19 protein-coding genes and 1 tRNA gene are annotated in these 16,643 nt (G+C 56.6%); 5 read left to right on the top strand and 15 right to left on the bottom strand.

The genetic code is table 11. From position 1 onward, the window contains the following. Positions 1-87: 87 nt before the first annotated feature. The 3 genes from B1757_RS06680 (at position 88) to B1757_RS06670 (ending at position 2,386) form a co-directional block, all read left to right on the top strand. Entirely contained in the window at positions 88-972 is an 885-nt protein-coding gene (locus tag B1757_RS06680; protein ID WP_101537580.1) for a LysR family transcriptional regulator, read from the top strand. 143 nt (positions 973-1,115) lie between these two features. Beyond that, positions 1,116-1,325: a hypothetical protein gene (locus B1757_RS06675; RefSeq protein ID WP_101537579.1), complete on the top strand. Its 210-nt coding sequence runs from the start codon at positions 1,116-1,118 to the stop codon at positions 1,323-1,325. Between the two features lie 128 nt (positions 1,326-1,453). Further along, positions 1,454-2,386: a sulfotransferase family protein gene (locus B1757_RS06670; protein ID WP_101537578.1), complete on the top strand. Its 933-nt coding sequence runs from the start codon at positions 1,454-1,456 to the stop codon at positions 2,384-2,386. A 658-nt stretch (positions 2,387-3,044) separates the two neighbouring features. On the opposite strand, the gene B1757_RS06665 is transcribed toward B1757_RS06670, so the two are convergent. The 12 genes from B1757_RS06665 to argH form a co-directional block, all read right to left on the bottom strand. After that, a complete protein-coding gene (locus B1757_RS06665; RefSeq protein WP_101537577.1) occupies positions 3,045-3,362 on the bottom strand; it encodes a hypothetical protein in 318 nt (105 codons plus the stop codon). After that, positions 3,359-4,732, bottom strand: a complete 1,374-nt coding sequence (locus B1757_RS06660) for an AAA family ATPase (protein WP_172437628.1) — start codon at positions 4,730-4,732, stop codon at positions 3,359-3,361. Before B1757_RS06660 ends, B1757_RS06665 begins: the two co-directional genes overlap by 4 nt. Positions 4,733-4,803: 71 nt before the next feature. Further along, complete coding sequence (locus B1757_RS06655) at positions 4,804-5,703, bottom strand: toprim domain-containing protein (protein WP_101537575.1); 900 nt, start codon at positions 5,701-5,703, stop codon at positions 4,804-4,806. Positions 5,704-5,783: 80 nt separating this feature from the next. Continuing rightward, complete coding sequence (locus B1757_RS06650) at positions 5,784-6,122, bottom strand: hypothetical protein (RefSeq protein ID WP_101537574.1); 339 nt, start codon at positions 6,120-6,122, stop codon at positions 5,784-5,786. Beyond that, positions 6,119-6,337, bottom strand: coding sequence for a hypothetical protein (locus tag B1757_RS06645; RefSeq protein ID WP_101537573.1), 219 nt, complete (start codon positions 6,335-6,337; stop codon positions 6,119-6,121). Before B1757_RS06645 ends, B1757_RS06650 begins: the two co-directional genes overlap by 4 nt. 119 nt (positions 6,338-6,456) lie before the next feature. Beyond that, a complete protein-coding gene (locus B1757_RS06640) occupies positions 6,457-7,344 on the bottom strand; it encodes a hypothetical protein (RefSeq protein WP_101537572.1) in 888 nt (295 codons plus the stop codon). Further along, entirely contained in the window at positions 7,341-8,414 is a 1,074-nt protein-coding gene (locus B1757_RS06635) for a tyrosine-type recombinase/integrase (RefSeq protein WP_101537571.1), read from the bottom strand. The genes B1757_RS06640 and B1757_RS06635 overlap by 4 nt, the downstream gene beginning before the upstream one ends. A 419-nt stretch (positions 8,415-8,833) precedes the next feature. Then, positions 8,834-8,909, bottom strand: a tRNA-Lys gene (locus B1757_RS06630). A 161-nt stretch (positions 8,910-9,070) separates the two neighbouring features. Further along, positions 9,071-9,616: a YbhB/YbcL family Raf kinase inhibitor-like protein gene (locus B1757_RS06625; protein WP_101537570.1), complete on the bottom strand. Its 546-nt coding sequence runs from the start codon at positions 9,614-9,616 to the stop codon at positions 9,071-9,073. A gap of 121 nt (positions 9,617-9,737) precedes the next feature. Next, complete coding sequence (gene lysA / locus B1757_RS06620) at positions 9,738-10,973, bottom strand: diaminopimelate decarboxylase (protein WP_101537569.1); 1,236 nt, start codon at positions 10,971-10,973, stop codon at positions 9,738-9,740. Beyond that, positions 10,970-11,125 (bottom strand): lipoprotein, encoded by a 156-nt coding sequence (locus tag B1757_RS15760; RefSeq protein ID WP_253253759.1) that lies wholly within the window; start codon positions 11,123-11,125, stop codon positions 10,970-10,972. Before B1757_RS15760 ends, lysA begins: the two co-directional genes overlap by 4 nt. 23 nt (positions 11,126-11,148) lie before the next feature. Further along, the gene (gene argH, locus B1757_RS06610; protein WP_101537567.1) at positions 11,149-12,540 is read right to left on the bottom strand and encodes an argininosuccinate lyase; all 1,392 of its coding nucleotides are present in this window, start codon (positions 12,538-12,540) and stop codon (positions 11,149-11,151) included. 173 nt (positions 12,541-12,713) lie between these two features. Between argH and B1757_RS06605 the strand changes: the two genes are divergently transcribed. Next, positions 12,714-13,049, top strand: a complete 336-nt coding sequence (locus tag B1757_RS06605; protein WP_101537566.1) for a hypothetical protein — start codon at positions 12,714-12,716, stop codon at positions 13,047-13,049. Between the two features lie 18 nt (positions 13,050-13,067). Here the strand turns inward: B1757_RS06605 and B1757_RS06600 are convergent, their stop codons facing one another. Genes B1757_RS06600 through B1757_RS06590 form a run of 3 tightly spaced genes read right to left on the bottom strand, consistent with a single transcriptional unit; the run spans position 13,068 to position 15,679 of the window. Further along, complete coding sequence (locus tag B1757_RS06600) at positions 13,068-14,339, bottom strand: ATP-binding protein (protein WP_101537565.1); 1,272 nt, start codon at positions 14,337-14,339, stop codon at positions 13,068-13,070. A gap of 52 nt (positions 14,340-14,391) precedes the next feature. After that, a complete protein-coding gene (locus tag B1757_RS06595) occupies positions 14,392-15,129 on the bottom strand; it encodes a response regulator (protein WP_101537564.1) in 738 nt (245 codons plus the stop codon). Between the two features lies 1 nt (position 15,130). Further along, complete coding sequence (locus tag B1757_RS06590) at positions 15,131-15,679, bottom strand: hypothetical protein (protein WP_101537563.1); 549 nt, start codon at positions 15,677-15,679, stop codon at positions 15,131-15,133. Positions 15,680-15,894: 215 nt separating this feature from the next. Between B1757_RS06590 and B1757_RS06585 the strand changes: the two genes are divergently transcribed. Then, positions 15,895-16,643: TolC family protein (locus B1757_RS06585; RefSeq protein WP_253253753.1), on the top strand; the 749-nt coding region annotated here is incomplete at its 3' end.

Genomic DNA, 16,643 nt, shown 5'->3' with positions numbered 1-16,643 from the left:
AGAGTGTTATGCAACTTACAAACATACGAACAGTCATACCATCATGGCAAATGTATTTTACTGGTATCTTGATCGGAGAAATCGATAATGGCAGATGACGAACAACTTCTCTCTCTCTTGGCGGTCGCCGAGCTTGGCAGCATTAGTGCCGCAGCCGAGTATTTACATCGTGGACAATCAGCCATTTCGGAACGCCTGAGAAAACTGACCGAGTATGTCGGCGAACCGTTGTATGTGCGTGAAGTCAACGGCGTTAAACTGACTCAGGCGGGGGCTGCACTGATTCCCGATATTGAACGCTTGCGCCGGGTCATGCGTGATATTGACAGCGTTATCGCTCGTCGACAACGCCTGATAGAAGGAGAGCTCAACATTGTTTCCACCAGTCTCATCGCAAATTACTATTTACCGCCTTATCTGACACGTTTCAGGCAACAGTATCCCGGCATCAATCTTTACATCAAAAGTGGTGAACGTTACTGGAAAGATGCCGCCGCAGGAGAAGTGGATGTATTTTTTTATGAAGGAGACAGCGAACTCCCTGAGCTACCCGATTATTTTGAAAACATTCCCTGGCAGGATAATGAAATAGTCGTTGTCACCCCTTTACATCATCCTCTTGCCGGCCGCAAGGACGTTTCCTTTGAAGAAGTGGAAAGTTACCCCATTATCTGGCGCGAACCGGGTTCAGCAGTTCGCGCTGCCATCGAAAAGGAATTTGTTCGGCGTGGCATCGTCCCCCGGCATTTTATTGAAGTCGCTGATATCGAATCGGTAGGCACCATGATTAATGCGGATCTTGGCATAGGCTTCATGAGCCAGAGAGTGCTGGAACAGCGTTCAGACTGGCAGGTTGCTACTGCCACACTGGAAAGCCACCAGATGGTCTGCCTGAATTTCATGGCCGCACCACAGCCTGATCGTCGTTCGAAAATGCTGGAAAAGTTTCTGGAAATCATACAAGAAATATAAATCAAAGGGCATTGGCGAACTGCTGCTTCTCCACGGAATCGATATCCCCGTTAATAATTATCGTTAGGGTTTGACTACCCAATCCTTTAAGCTCTTTGAAAGTCGCATCTTTATTTTCAAAAACACAGCGGGGTCAATTTGTTATGCAGCCAATCACGAAATCTGCAGCGTCTGAAAGTACCATTTTGCAGCATTATGGCATCAGCGAAAAAGACTGGCGCTGCCTGATCACCTGTAAAGGCAATGCCGAAAAAGCTGATGCCTGGATTAGAGCACGTTTGCATGAGGTAGAAGATTTGAGCACCGGTGCGCAAAAGGCTTACTTACGGATCATGACCCGAAATTTATCCTGAAGCATCAGCCTGGACACGCATTCTGCTCCATACCTTACCTGAGTTTGAGCCTCAATCTGCTATACTCTCAGCAGTCCCGAATTCCCTGGCGGGAGAAGTTGTGTTCAATCTTCAGATAAGGAGTTGATTTGTCCAGTTCAGTCCCTCAGCATGCGGAGCTACTCAATACTCCTCTTTGGCCCAATTTCTTCATTACCGGAACAGTGAAAGGCGGTACAACCTCATTATATCGCCACCTTCAGAAACATCCCGAGGTATTCTTACCTGCCTTCAAGGAACCGCATTATTTTGCCCAGATTCAACCCAAACCTGAACGCAAACACTTAATTGAACACCTGAACGATACGAAAGCCTACCTCCAGCTTTACGAGAATGCGGCGAGTTTTGCGGCTATCGGCGATGCCAGCACCTCCAATATCTGGTATCCCCAGGCCGCGGAACGCATCCACGCCGTCGCCCCGAATGCGCGCATCATCATGCTCTTGCGCGATCCCGTCAGCCGCGCTCATTCCCACTATCTGATGGATTTCCGTGAAGGTCTTGTGGACCAACCCTTCTCGGTGGAGTTACTGCAAGATGATTTTGCCCAGCCCCAAAAGGGTTGGGGCGTTTCGCATATGTACGTAGATCTTGGTCTTTACCACGATCAGGTACAGCGTTATCTCCACACTTTTGGCCGTGACCAGGTTCTGGTTCTGCAATTTGAGGATCTGGTCAATGCGCCCGAACAGACTCTAGAGCGGGTGGCCGCGCACCTGCGGATAGACCCGCAGCCCTTTCGTGAAATAGACGTCGATGAGGTTCACAACGGCTTCAAAGCCCCCAGAGGGAACTGGTCCCGTCGTTGTGCCTCCAGCCCCCTGGCCCGCTGGATTGGCTATCATTTCATACCGCGTAAAATGCAGTGGTGGCTTTATCAGAACCTGATCCTCAAAGCCGCTAAAAAACCCCAGATAGATCCAGCAGCGCGGCAATATCTGCAAGACATTTACGCTCCCGATCTGGATAAGCTGGAAAATCTACTGGGCGAAAAAATGCCGTCACTACGGTCTTCGTGGTGAAGAGCCTAGCTGATGGTTTTATGATGCTTTTCATAATGGTGGGAACGGCGGGATTCGAACCCGCGACCCACGGCTTAAAAGGGCAGGGACGTTGCACACTCCGCAATAAACGGGCAATAAATACGACTATAAAAACAGAGCCTTACACGCTGGCGCTGTTTCCTGTTGATTGTGAATAACTCCCGTTTTTTGCCCCTGAGTGTCCCATGAGTGCCCCACGGGGCAGTTAGTCAGTGTGTCGTTACGCAGTAACAGCACCAGCCTTTTTTATGGTTGCAGGGTGCGACTAGGGCGCGACCTCTTTTTTTTGTGGCGGCCACTGGCTACTTGCCCGGCCACTTTTTTTGTGGTGGCAGGGTGCAACCACACCTGCCACTTTGCGTCATCAGGACGTGAGCAAAATTCATACAGACGTCCACCATCCGTCCATCATGGGGCTGTAATGTCTGCCAATGCTGACTATCAGCGGTCACGATGACGGGCGCGTTTAAGGCGTTTTTCCGTGTGAGTGGTACGGTGGCCGCACCCTATGCCGTAGAATGCAGCACAGGGCAAGGAAAGAGCCTTGCTGAGCGTTTGCCTTTGGCCTTGGAGGTGCCGCCAGTGGTGAGGATGGCGGTTGCCTTTGGGTTGCCTTTGGCGGTTCCAGCAATTTCCACTATTTTACTGTTCCACGGCTGCCCGGTGGCTGTGGTGCTGGTGCTGGCTTCCGGGCCTGTCGTTCGGCTTCCAGTTCGTCGGGGGTGCGGGCAAACAGTTTCGCCCATGCCGCCATATATGCAGGGGTTACGGCTGGGGCGGATTTCCGGCGCTTCATGCCAAAGACTACCGACAAGCCGCCCCGTTCCCGCCAGTCGGAATATACGGCCCCGTCTGAAAATCTTTGTGGGTAGTTGCCTCGCTCCGCCAAAAGGACGTTATGCACGCCCTTAGCTGGCGAGTAGTCCCACAAAATGACAACGTTCTCGGTTTTCATTGGCTAGCCCCTTCTGGCTGGCAGAACCCGCACCCTTCACCGTCGCAACGTGGACAGACTGATTTTTCCGCCAAGGGTGAATCGGGAAGATTTGCGCCAACGTCTTGCGCTAAAAAATCCCCCATACCCCCTGCACCATACGTTGGCGCGGTTGGCGCAACGCTGGTGCTGTCTGCGTCAAGTGCGCCATCCCCATACGTTGGCGCGGTTGGCGCGGTTGGCGCAGATTCCCCGATTGCATCCCATCCTTTGGCGGTGAGTAACCATTCCTGCCTGTCTTTCCGGTAGGCGTTGACGTAGGTGCCTTTCTCAATAAGCCCGTCGCGTTCCATTTGGCGGAGAGTGGCAAACAACGGCCCGGCAACAGGGAATGCCCGCTTAGGGAATGATGGCTCTGGGCGGCATAGCTTCCATGCGTTGGTGTGCGCTGACTGCTCGGCTGATACATGCTCGCCACGGTGGTTAAAGTCGCCCAGCACTCGCAGCAGCGCCGTTTGTGGTGGCTCGGTTGGTTCGCCTGCCGCGTCGTGGGTAGGCTCATCCAGCACCAGCACCCCGCCCATTGTCCGGGCAAGGCGCAACGGTTCCGCAGTCATGGGTGCAAGGTTCATTTTATCCAGACTCAGCACAACGCGGCTGGTGTCGTCCCTGTCCGGTGCCAGACTCAGGCGGGCGCGTGCTGAGTTATGCCATGCCGTGCTGCCGCTGTATGACTCTCCGCCACCCCTTACGCTGGCCTTGGGTGTATGGGTAAGCAACATGATTGCAGGGTTGCTTCCTTGGCGGCCCAGCGATGCCAGCCCACGAACGAAAGCCCGCACTTGCGCCCTGTCGTTTTCGTTGGCCTCGTATGCGTCGCTTGCGTTATCCACCACGCACAACGCGGGCTGGCGCTCGGTGAGTATTTCCGCCAGTCGGTGGAACACGGGCGCAGGTTCCAAGGTGTGCCGCCCAAACTCCGCAAGCTCTCGATATAAAACAGGCTCGCTGGTGGCATCCAGTACTGTCAAACGCTCCGCCAGAAGATGCGGGTTGACGTTCAGGTTGTGACAGATGCCAGCGAGACGATGGCGCAGGATTGGCCCTGCATCTTCACCTGAGAAGAACACAACAGGGCCTTGCGTCGTCGGGACACCGAACAACGGCAAACCCATTGCCACTGCAACACATAGTTGAAGCGCGGCGGTACTCTTGCCACTTCCACCATGCCCAGATAACAGGCAAACATGCCCACGCGGGATATATTTATCCCAGACAAAATCCGGCTCAGGGCTGGGGTTGTCCCAGACTCCGGCCACGTCCACGGTTGGGATGTTTACGGCGGGTTCCGATTCCGGCAGAACATCGTCAGCAGTCCCAGTATCCTGCACAACGGACAGGCGCGGCGGTGATGGCTCGAACTCGTCGTATGCTTCCAATGGCGGTATATCGTCGGCCCAGCTCATGACGCCACCCCCTGCCGCTGAGATTTCCGCCATGTGTGCCAATCGTTAAAATCATTTACCCATGCAGGTGCATCAGCGGGCAGTCTGGGCCATATCCAGCGGGCACGGGCTGCAATAGCAGCGGCCTTGGCTTTGGATAAACCGACTTCGCCCAAGTCCGCAGCAATTACCATATCCAGCGCAGGGAACAGGCGGCGGGCTTCGGTTGCCACGGCCTGCAAATTGCCTGCATCCAGTGCACTGATAACACAAGCCCCCGGGCTGAGTGCCGCCAAGGTTTGGCCCGTCGCCCAGCCTTCGCAGATTATCAGCCGGGTATCAGGTGCGGGCATGTCAGCGGTGCGGATAAAACAGCCTGATTTTTTCATGCCGGATAGAAAGCGTTTGCCGCCGTCCGGCTGGATGAATTGCAAGCCCCAAAGTTTCCCGGCGTAGCCCTGAACAGGCAGAACCAATGCAGGCCCAGACTGGCGGCTAATACCTGGCTGTATGCCCTTGCGCTGCAAATATGGGTGCATGGCGTCGGCTGGCGCTGAAGCTGCCCAGATACGGGCGGCACGCTCGGAAGCGTTACGGTAACGGGCTTCTTGTTCGGCCTGAGCTTCGGCACGTTCCCGCAGGATACGGGCGGCGAGTTCGGCGCGTTCCTTGGCGGTGAGTGCTGATTCTCTCTTACTGCACCAGCGCACGGAAGCCCCGGACTTCCAAGAGCCACCAGCGCCAGCAATGGGCGCGTCAAGGTGCAAACGATACCAGCAGGACACTTTACCGGGCCTATCGTCGGCACTTCTGGCGCGATGCAAGACACCATCAGCGCGGATTGTTTCGGACGGGTGAAGGATTACACCAGCAGACGCCAAGGCTTCACGAAAGGCTGCAATGGGGTTATTTGCCATGTTGCACCCCCATAGCCCGGCGCAGCTTCCGCAGGCTCCAGAACATGCGGGCTAGGTTGTGGCGTATCTGCTTGTATGTGCTATGCTTCTGCATGGTTTCCCCCCTGCTCTTGGGTGGTTGCCTGCTTGCTTTCGGTATCCTTGGCGGCGTTTGCGGCGTCGCCTTCCCTTGCGCTTTTCGGAAGTTTCAGCGGTTCGGCGCTCCGGCCTAGCCGATAGTACGCGATACGCTCGACACCCCGGCGCTCGGTGGTAATCGGCCATTTATAACGTGTCCGTAAAACGTGGATTATCGCGCCCAGTCTCCACGCGCCAACTTCGGCGATTTCATCGGCATGGGATATGGTGCGGCCCTTGATTAACTCCCGGCACGTCCACGCAATGGCGGTATCACCGCTAAACCAAAGCCCGGCACTCATGCTGCCCCCCGGATGTTCCGCAGGCCGCCATCCTGCACAAAGCGCAGGAATACAGGTTCATTAATCAAGACTCTACGCCCCAGCCGGGCGATGGCTCCGGCGGCTTCGAGTTCGTCGCCCTTCCAAAATATCGCGCTTCTGAGTCCGCCAATAGGGAAAGCCGGGTGACATTCTGAAAACTGCTTCACTGATTTGTAATCGGGTAAATCTTGCATTTGTCTTTGCTCCAAAGTTGCCGCGATTTGCGGCGATGGGCAAAGGCTAAAAAACGGAAGCCTATAAACGGAAATGCCCCAAAAAAGGGGCTAAAATATTTAGTGGGTAAAAAAGGCGATTATATTTTAGGTTTGGACAATAGCCCGATTATGCTGCTATCCCGTCGCGGCTCCGGCTTGGGTTCTGCCGTGCGCTTTGACTGCTCCATCACTGAGCGGACAAAGTTTGGCGTAGTGCCCAGCTCGCAGAGATTGGCTATTCTGGCGATGATGGTAAATCCCCCTGCTTCAACAAAAGGCCCGTCAACGGTGAAACACCCCGCCAAGGCGCGAACAATAGCCCCTTTACGGCTGGGCGTGCCTCGCTTCCCTGCAAACGCAGCGGATAGAGCATCCCCGTGCTGGCTTGCGTGCATGTGCCGCCCGGACAGCCCGGCGGGATACACACGCCCATACTTGCCACGCTCTGCCCACGGTGCCAATGCTTCCACGTTACGGGCTAGCGGTTCGTTATCGGCTTCCCTGAGCAACGCGGCGGCTTCCTTGAGTAGTCGGGCGGCCTTATCGCAATCCTTGGCCCGGCGCTCGGCAATCTCTAGGGCGTCGTCGCTCTCGTTCAGCAGATAGGCAACATTACGCAGGAATACATGCGCGGGCATGTTGATATACTGTAGGGCTTTATCCACAACGGGCACGCCAACACTTTCTATTGGCGGCCTGCCGTCCGTGATGTTGTCGGGCACAGGTTCGGGCTTGCCTGCCGCTTCCCATGCTTCCAATTGCCACCGTGCAAGCGTTCCTTCAATGCGGGCGCGGGCAAAATCCTTGTCAGATATTTCCCCTGCTTCGTGGGCACGCTCGAAGGCTTGGGCGAATTCTTGCCGCTCGGCTTCAGTAGGGCAGTATGGTTCTATGGTGGCGGCGGCGATTTCTTCGGAAACCCTTTTTTCCCATTTCTCTGCAATGGCTAAGGCTTCCGTTTGCTCTTGAGTGAGTTCGCGCATCATGCCGCACCCCCACCCACCATCTGGGCGGCGACCCGTTCCGCCAGTGAAGCGGTATGCTGAGGCGACAAGTGCGCGTATCTCTGGACCATTGCCAAGGTCTTATGACCGAGTAACGCGGCGAGTTCGGGCAGGCTGGCCCCGTTCATAGCGGCCATGCTGGCGAACGTATGGCGCAGGTCGTGCCAGTGGAAGCCCTCGATGCCTGCCGCCTTGAGTGCGTTTTCCCAAGGGGTACGAAGGTCTACAGGCTGCTTAGGATTCACCTTGCTTGGGAACAGCAAGCCCGTATCTATCCGGCGCACCTTGGCCCGCTCCTTGAGCATATCCAGCACGGGACCGACCAAGTGCAAAGCGCGGCGGCTGCCGTTCTTCGTTTCCTCAAGCTGCAAGGTGGCCCGGCTCAAGTCTACCTGTGACCATGACGCGCCCATTGTCTCGGCTTGCCTGCCGCCAGTGGTCAGCGCCAGCAGCACGGCAAGATATAAATCATCATTGGCGGATTCTTTGCAGGCTAATAGCAGGCGTTCGCGCTCATCGTCTGACAGGTAGCGCACGCGGCCCCTTGGCTCTGCTTTCTTGCCGACCTTGACCATAGGCGATGCTTCCAGCCATTCCCAATCTTTTACGGCTTCCGTGAGTACAGACGCCAGCGCTTGGCGGTAATGGTTCAGCGTCGAAGCACTACGCGGCCTCCCGGTGCGCTCGCTGGGATTGTCGGCAAGCTGGGCTAGTTTCTGCTTCACGGCGGCAGGGGTTACGTCCGCAAGGGATAGAGTGCCTAGTTCGGCCTTCCAGTAATCAAGATGCTGTTTTCTGGCATCCTTGGCCCGCATACCTTGCAGGTTCTCCCGTTCGTATCGCTCGATGGCCTCCACCAAAGTGTGACGCTTGGCCTCAGACGTTTTGAAGTGCCGACCTTCCCTTATGGCGGCTTCGGTCTGGGTGGCCCATTGTTTGGCCTTCGTCAGACTGGCGAAGGTGGCGGACTGGACAGGCTGGCCCCGTAGTCTGACCTTCACCCTATAGGACGTGGTGCCGTCGCTGGCGGTGCGCTTCTCTATGGCGGCCATGTCATGCACCCCGCCAGATTGATATAATCGCGTTATCCATTTTGCAGGCTCCTTCATAGCTTGCGGTGGTAGGGCTGGGCGGGTGCTGAGAACACCCCCGGCCTGTTTTTTTATTATGGCAAACACGGCAAAAAAGCGCAACAATGGCTTACATAGCCGGAGCGTATGAAAGACAACACAATGATTTATATATCATCAGTCCACCATGAAAGCGGATACGGGGCACTGATGGGGCAGTGCGGGGCAAAATGGGGCACTTATCCGCAGAAAAGTGACTTGTCACAATAACGCCAGAGGGAAGGCTAAAGGGGTGCGGTTTTTATTCCCAAAGATGCCCACGAGTTGCGGCTAGGTGTCCCACCAGTGCCCCATGACAGCATTTTGAACCAAGGGAATAGCTTGTAAGCGTTTGTTTTTAATGGTGGGAACGGCGGGATTCGAACCCGCGACCCACGGCTTAAAAGGCCGCTGCTCTACCGACTGAGCTACATTCCCATAACAACGCAAGTGACACTATAACAGCGTCAAGGCCGCGTATTATCAGGGGTGAAGGCACATCGGTCAAGTCAAACCCGCTTTACCAGCTCAAAGCAGCCAAGCCTCCTGCTAGTCACACAACAATGCCCCCTCGGGCAGAAGGGGACTCGAACAGCAGCTCAAGGATTATCCAGCGCAAAATGTCCAGAAAATTCAGCATGATCCAGCACATGTCCTAGCCCATGGAATTCACGTGCGCGGCGGTCTGCAGCTGGGGGTGGCCCCAGTTGATCAGCATCATTGCCGGGCGTATGGAGCCTCGCTTTTATGGCATCCCAATCGGCCCCTTCAGCAAGGCCAAGCGTGCTGAGATCTGTCGCCAACAGGAGGAAATCATAATGTTGCAGCTGATGGTTGTCCGCTGCTTCCGGAGGCCGGTAACCCAGGGTTCCGAAGCTGTTACGCCCGGTGCGGATACCGTCAGGCAAGGGACCGCCTTCATGCAACCCTTCCAGGCCGGGGGAAATGTCATAGAGCAACCAGTGTACCCGTTGCCCGGCTTCGGCTTCCCTGTGCTCCATGAGCAACACCAGACTTTGGGTATGAGTGGGAAGATGTTGCCAGAAAATCGAGGGCGTCAGCCCATCGCCGGGGTGGGCAAAACGCTGGGGAATCCAGTCTTCTGGATCAATACCGGTACTGAATACTTTCATTTCTGCTGCCATATCTGCCTCCTCACTGACGTGCGGGCTTTTGGCCGGAACATCCATAAACGGTGCAAAGGCGATGCCCGCGCAAATAAACTGACCTTTTAAAGATAGCAGAAAAAGTGAGGCCGGGACGTGCTCAGAGAAGCTCCAGCCCCATCAGGTCGTCCCCGTTTTCGCGGCGGCGGATGACTCGGTGCTGATGGCCGTGGACCAGCACTTCCGGAGGGCGAGGCCGGCTATTGTAGTTACTGCTCATGGCGAATCCGTAAGCGCCCGCCCCCATGACTGCGAGCATATCTCCGCTTGCGGCAGAGATAACACGATTCTTGGCGAGAAAGTCGCCACTTTCACAAACCGGACCCACCACATCCATGACCTGTTCCGGTTCCGTACCCTGACGAAGCGGCAAAATATCATGCCAGGCGCCATACAGCGCCGGACGCAGCAAATCATTCATGGCGGCATCGACCACACAGAACTGCTTGCTGCCATTATCCTTGAGGTACTCCACCCTGGTGAGTAATACACCGGCATTTCCTACCAGAGCCCGACCCAGCTCTACGGCTCTTTTGACCGGCAAATCGCCGAGGGCCTGCTCCAGAAGCTCGGCATAATCTGCAGGACTGGGCGGATTTTCTTCATGATAGCGAATCCCCACCCCACCCCCGAGATCCAGATGCTCCAGGATTATTCCCTGGGCGGACAGATCTTCGTAAAGACTACGAACCCGTAAAACCGCTTCAGCCAGGGGGGCGAGATTCAGCAACTGGGAGCCAATATGGCAGGCAATCCCTTTCAGTTCCAGCGCCGGGTGTTGCGCGGCCTCCAAATAGAGGGCACGCGCCGCGTCCATGGGAATACCGAACTTGCTTTCCTTGAGGCCGGTGGCAATGTAGGCATGGGTACCCGGATCCACATCGGGATTCACCCGCAGAGCAATAGGTGCGCGCAGGCCCAGATCGGCGGCAATATCGGCGATACGCCAGAGCTCAGCCGCAGACTCTACGTTCAGACAGACAATTCCGGCGGACAGGGCTGCACGAATTTCGGCAGAAGACTTGCCCACCCCGGAAAAAATGATTTTATCGGGAGATCCACCGGCACGCAGCACCCGTTCCATCTCCCCGCCCGAAACTATATCAAAACCTGCGCCCAGCTCTGCAAATACGCGCAGCACCGCCAGGTTACTATTGGCTTTGACGGCGTAACAGACCAACGTGCTTTCACCCAGCGCCTTGCTGAAGGACTGATAGCGTTCGCGCAGGGCGGCTTCGGAATACACATAACAGGGGGTGGCATAATGCTGGGCAATGGCAGCGAGGGATAGATCCTCGCAATACAACTCCCCCTGACGATAGTGAAAGGTATTCATGAGTGTGCACTCCCAGTGGCCGCGCTGAGCGGACTATCTGGCGGCGATGTAGGAGCTGCCGCAGTGGAAACGGGATGTTTCGCCGGAGGTGGTGGCAGACTGAGCGCGGTTTTCCGCCCACAGCCTGCGAGGCCGGTCACCAACAGACACATGAAGCCCAGTGTCACCAGACGTTTCATGCCGATGACTCCTGGGCCAGGCGGGCACGGGCACGGACAATGGCTGCCCGGACTTGTTCAGGTGCTGTCCCACCCAGATGATTGCGGGCGGCAAGAGAACCTTCCAGCGTCAGCACCTGATAAACGTCCTGATCAATCAGCGGCGACAGGGCCTGCAAATCGTCGAGGGGCATAGCTTCCAGGCCGATATCGCGCTCCTGGGCGCAGCGCACAGCCTTGCCGACGACCGCATGGGCATCCCGAAAGGGCAAGCCCTTGCGAACCAGGTAATCAGCCAGATCCGTAGCCGTGGCATAGCCCCGCTCGGCCTGGGCACGCATGACTTGCGGGCGAGTTTTCAGGCCCGGCAACATGCGTCCCATGATTTCGACACTGGTCCGCACCTGATCCAGCGCGTCAAAAAAGGTTTCCTTGTCTTCCTGATTATCGCGATTGTAGGTGAGGGGCTGGCCCTTCATGAGTACCAGCATGGCGACCAGATCACCCACAACACGGCCACTTTTACCGCGAATGATTTCAGCCACATCCGGATTTTTCTTCTGGGGCATGATACTGGAGCCCGTGCAAAAGCTGTCGGGAAGATCGATGAAACCGAAGGGCGCGGACATCCACAAAATCAGCTCTTCCGCCAGCCGCGACAAATGCACGGCAATCATGGTCAGATCCGCCAGCACCTCCATGACAAAATCCCGATCAGACACCGCATCCAGGCTGTTTTCCGCGACCGCCTCAAAACCGAGTTGTCGGGCCACATCCCAGCGGTCAATAGGAAAAGTCGTTCCCGCCAGGGCGGCGGCGCCCAGGGGCAGGACGTTGACCCGCTTGCGGGCGTCCTGCAGGCGTTGGGCATCGCGCTGAAACATTTCGACATAGGCCATGCAGTGATGCCCGAAACTGACGGGCTGGGCCACCTGCATATGGGTCAGACCCGGCAGGATGGTTTCCACTTCGCGCTCGGCCAGGTCCACAAATACGGTCTGGAGATGGCGCAGGGAAACCAGCAGATCATCCAGGCAGCTGCGGGTATACAAGCGCAGATCGGTGGCCACCTGGTCATTGCGGGAACGGCCAGTATGCAGTTTTTTACCTACATCTCCGATGATTTCCGTCAGCCGGGATTCCACGTGCATGTGAATGTCTTCCAGACTGTCCACAAAGGGCAGGCGATTTTCGGCAATTTCCTGACGGACCTGGTCCAGCCCGGCAACAATGGCTTCCGCCTCACTGGCTGTGAGCACCCCGACTTTCCCCAACATGCGGGCATGGGCTTGTGAGCCCCGGATATCCTCCGCACATAAACGACTGTCCACCTGAATGGACGCCGTAAATGCTTCCACCAAACTGTCTGTCGCGGCCGCAAAGCGCCCGCCCCACATTTTTTCACTCATGCCCGCACCTCCTTTCTGCCCGCGACTATAGCGAAAAGGCCCCCTGTTTCGCCAGTCCATGCCTCAGCCTTGACCTTGGCGCTCCAACCTTACCGCAGCAGCAGACAGATTTCGCAATCTGCCCGTCGCCTTGCTACAGTTAAGCAGCGAAACACCATGGGGGGACCAAAGCAATGGAGCAAGAGCAATCATCCCAAAGCTGGCGCTGGCTGATCGTGGTCATTATCCTGCTGTTGATAGCGGTGCTGGCATTTTTCTTCTGGCAACATCATTCGTCAGCTCGCCAATCGCCCAAGGCAGCCGAAGCGGCGGCCGCAGTGCAACTGGCCGCCCCGACCGTTTCGACCGTGTCCGTCATCGATTTCCCGGTGGGGAAAACCATTTCCCAGGAAGGCTCCCTGGAGGGTCCACTCAGCGGAAGATGTGGCAATATTGCCTGGCATGATCTCAGCCCTGCTGCCGAAGCCAATCTGCGTAAGTTGTGCCCGGCGCCCAAACCGGCGTCCTGAACCGACGCTCATTTGACTTCAGTGTGACTGATGCAAGGGCAATACCAGCTCGGCCACCAAGCCCCCCTCCGGAGCATTGTACAAATTCAAGCGACCGTTATGGTAGGCCATAACTCGCTCGACAATAGCCAGGCCCAGACCAATGCCACCTCCCTTCCCCGCCTGGGCAAAAGGGGCTCGAACATGAGCCAGTTCCGACTCAGGAATGCCGGGACCATGGTCCCGCACCCGGATCAGCACCTGTGTGCCCACTTTTTCCGCCTGAATATCCACTGGTCCTGCCCCATGGGCCTGGGCATTATCAATCAGGTTTTGCAGGGCCCGCGCCAGACCGACCTCCTGAATGGGCAGATTCGGCAAGGGCGTGCTGGCCGGATGCCAGCGCACTTCGGCCTGCTGCCGCAAAACCAGTTGTTGCAACCAACGGCCCAGATCCGTATCCACCAGTAACTCTCGCTCGCCGCTGCGCGCGTAACCCATGAACTGATGGATGACCTTGTCCATTTCCTGAATATTGTCGATGATTTCCTGCCGCGCCTCTTCTTCGGCGGGCAAAAACTCGGCACTCAAGCGCATCCGGGTGAGGGGCGTGCGCAAATCGTGGGATACTCCAACCAGAACCATTTCCCGCTCCCGCCACAAGCGTTGCAGATCTCTCAGAGTTTGATTGAATTTTTCCGCCAGACGGCGTAAGTCGGCTGGCCCCGCTTCCGGCAGATCTGCCGGCGCATCACCGCTGCGCAAGTCATCCACTCCCTGCATCAGCCGGGTCAGTGGCCGCGTCACCTGACGCACCACCAGATAAGCACCCAACCACGACAAGAGCAAAATGGCAGCCAGTTTGAACCAGGGCAAAGGCAAGCCCGCCGGACGCGGCATCGGCATAGCCAGGGCCAGAGTGGCGCCAGGACGGGTTTGTAGCCATAAAATCCCGGAGCGGCGATCAAAACGCAATTGAGCATCCGGCCAACCCATCCGCCGGAGTTGTTGCAAGGCATTGACCAGAAGCGGCATGGATGGATGACGCCCATGTATTGTCGTGGCCGGCAGTACTTGCAAACCTTGCCGGAACAAAATCGGTTCTATGGCGATGCGCTGCGCAGGACTGAGGGTTTCACTCAGGGTCAGAATCTGCGCCCAGTTCTGGGCCATGTGCTCCGCCTGGGGATTGGCCTGATAAATATTGAAAAACCAGAATACCGCCAGCTGACTCAAAAAAAGCAGCCCGGCAATAATCAGAAACATCCGGTTGAACAAAGTGTCCGGCCACCCGACCCGATTTTTTTTCATCTACTTTCCATCATGGACGGCAAAATGAATACTGCATAAACAATCTGCTGCCCTAGGTTTTATCTCCCACCACAGAAACTTTGGCGCCATCGGGCACCAGGACATAACCGCGCCCCCACACCGTTTGGATGTAACGTGGATCTCCCGGATCAGCTTCTACCATGCGTCGCAGCCGGGAAATGAATACATCCACCCCCCGGGAACCGGCAGTCACCTCATCAGTGCCATGACTCATGGCTAGCAGACGCTCCCTGGACAAGGGCTGCCAGGCATGGCTGGCAAGCGCATGCAAAATAGAAAATTCACGGTCGGTCAGAGAGATTTTTTCCTCTCCCCGCCACAGGCTGCGCGTATCCAGGGCCAGTCGAAAAGGACCGAATTCTATGGCTCCGGGCACCGGATCCACCGTCCTGATTTCTTGGCTACGACGCAGTACTGCACGAATACGGGCCGTCAGTTCACGCGGTTCAAAAGGCTTGGGCAAATAATCATCCGCGCCCACATCCAGACCCGCCACCCGATCACTGAGGTCGCCACGGGCGGTCAGCATGATGATAGGCAGATGGGGCTCCTGCTCGCGCAGACGCCGACAAATGCTGAAACCATCTTCACCGGGCATCATCACATCCAGCAGCAGCAGATCGTAATACTCCCGCTCCAGATAGCGATCCATCTGCTGTCCCGAACCCACGGCATGAACGGCAAAATCCTGCCCCTCCAGATAACGGACCAACATGGTCCGCACCCGGGGATCATCATCTACCAACAGAATCTTGCCGCTCTCTGCCATTTTATTTTCTCCAGGATCCGTGACGATGCCCCATATCCTGCGTCATTTTGACCACCTGCTGCCACTGCACCGGAGTCAGGATTTTGTGCAGGTACTGGACCTGTTGAATTCCCCGATCCAGCATCATTTCATGATCCTTGACCACCGCAGCTTTCAGGGGCGTCAGCGCTGCACCCGATTCCCCATGAAGCAAGGCCTCACGCAGTGCCTTGTTGTGCGCCATCACATCCTGGCGCCATGTGGGAAAATCCTTGCGTTGGGTAGTACGCCAGTTTTTCAGATCACTTTCCTGGGCAGGGGTCAACTTCAGGTCAATGGCGTGGCGCCAGACAATGGGCATCAACATGGGCACCGGCATGTTCTGCATCCAGGCTCTGCGCATGGATCCATGCTGCCAGTGTCCGGAATGCCCACCAGGCACCATGCCACCTTCCATGGGACCATGTCCGGCCATGGGCTGCGGGAGAGCATCTTCGGCAAATGCTGACACTGTGGCCACACCCAAGACGGTCATCATCAGACCGGATACGACATATTTCAGTTTTGACATCACACTGCTCCTCGTTTCTCAGGGGGAAAGGACGGTTCCTTTCCGTGAAATACACGTTAAAGGCATACCCTCTCGGTTGCCAGCGGCAAATTGTCAAAAATTGTGAATAAGGCGCCGTATCCATTCACACTTTGCAACAATTTCGGATGAAATCCTGCTTTCCTCGACCCGATTTTTTCAGGAGAATGCAGACTCCACGAACGAGGAGCCTGAGCGTGCCCCCCAAAATGCCAAGTGCAGCCGTTTGCGTCTTGCTGCTCACCTGTGTCGGCCTGAATCAGGCAACAGCCGGGGTAACGGGCTGGTTGGCCGATCCTTTTGATACCGATGGCGGGATCAACCAGCAACCCGGACAGCCCTGGACTGGGCCGAGCAAACTACCTGCAGTACCCGACGCGCACAGTCTCCACCCAGCAGAGCAGGGCAAGGTCTGGAGCCTGTCCCAACTCACTGCTTATGCCCTCGCCCACAATCCCCAGACTGCGGCAGCTTGGGATGCCCTACGTGCCCAAGCCGCTGGCGTTGGTATTGCCGAAAGTGCCTGGTTGCCAACGGTGAACCTCAACACCACTGCCTCCCGCCGTCAGTCCGCCTCCACCGCCGGTTTTACTGTGCCGGCCCGCAACAGCGTCAATCCGAATCTGACCCTGAGCTACACCCTCTGGGACTTTGGCCTGCGCTCCGCCAAAACCGCTGCCGCTAAAGCCCAGGAATGGGTGGCAGGTTTTACTCAGAATCAACAAATCCAGTCTGTGGCCTTTGGCGTGGCCCAGGCTTATTACCAGGTCCTGGGTAACCAGTCCTTGTTGCTGGCCGATGAAAAAACCGTCGCCGAGAACCAGAAAAATCTGGAGGCGGCGGAAGTCATGCATCAGGCGGGACAGGCGACGGTGGGCTCCCTATACCAGGCGCGAGCCGCCCTGGCCCAGGCCCAGTCCACTTTGGCCGCCCAACAACAGACCCT

The sequence above is a fragment of the Acidithiobacillus marinus genome, from assembly GCF_002847505.1.
Classification (GTDB): Bacteria; Pseudomonadota; Gammaproteobacteria; order Acidithiobacillales; family Acidithiobacillaceae; genus Acidithiobacillus; species Acidithiobacillus marinus.
Note: the sequence above shows the minus strand (reverse complement) of the source record. Positions and strands in the feature narration are given on the sequence as shown.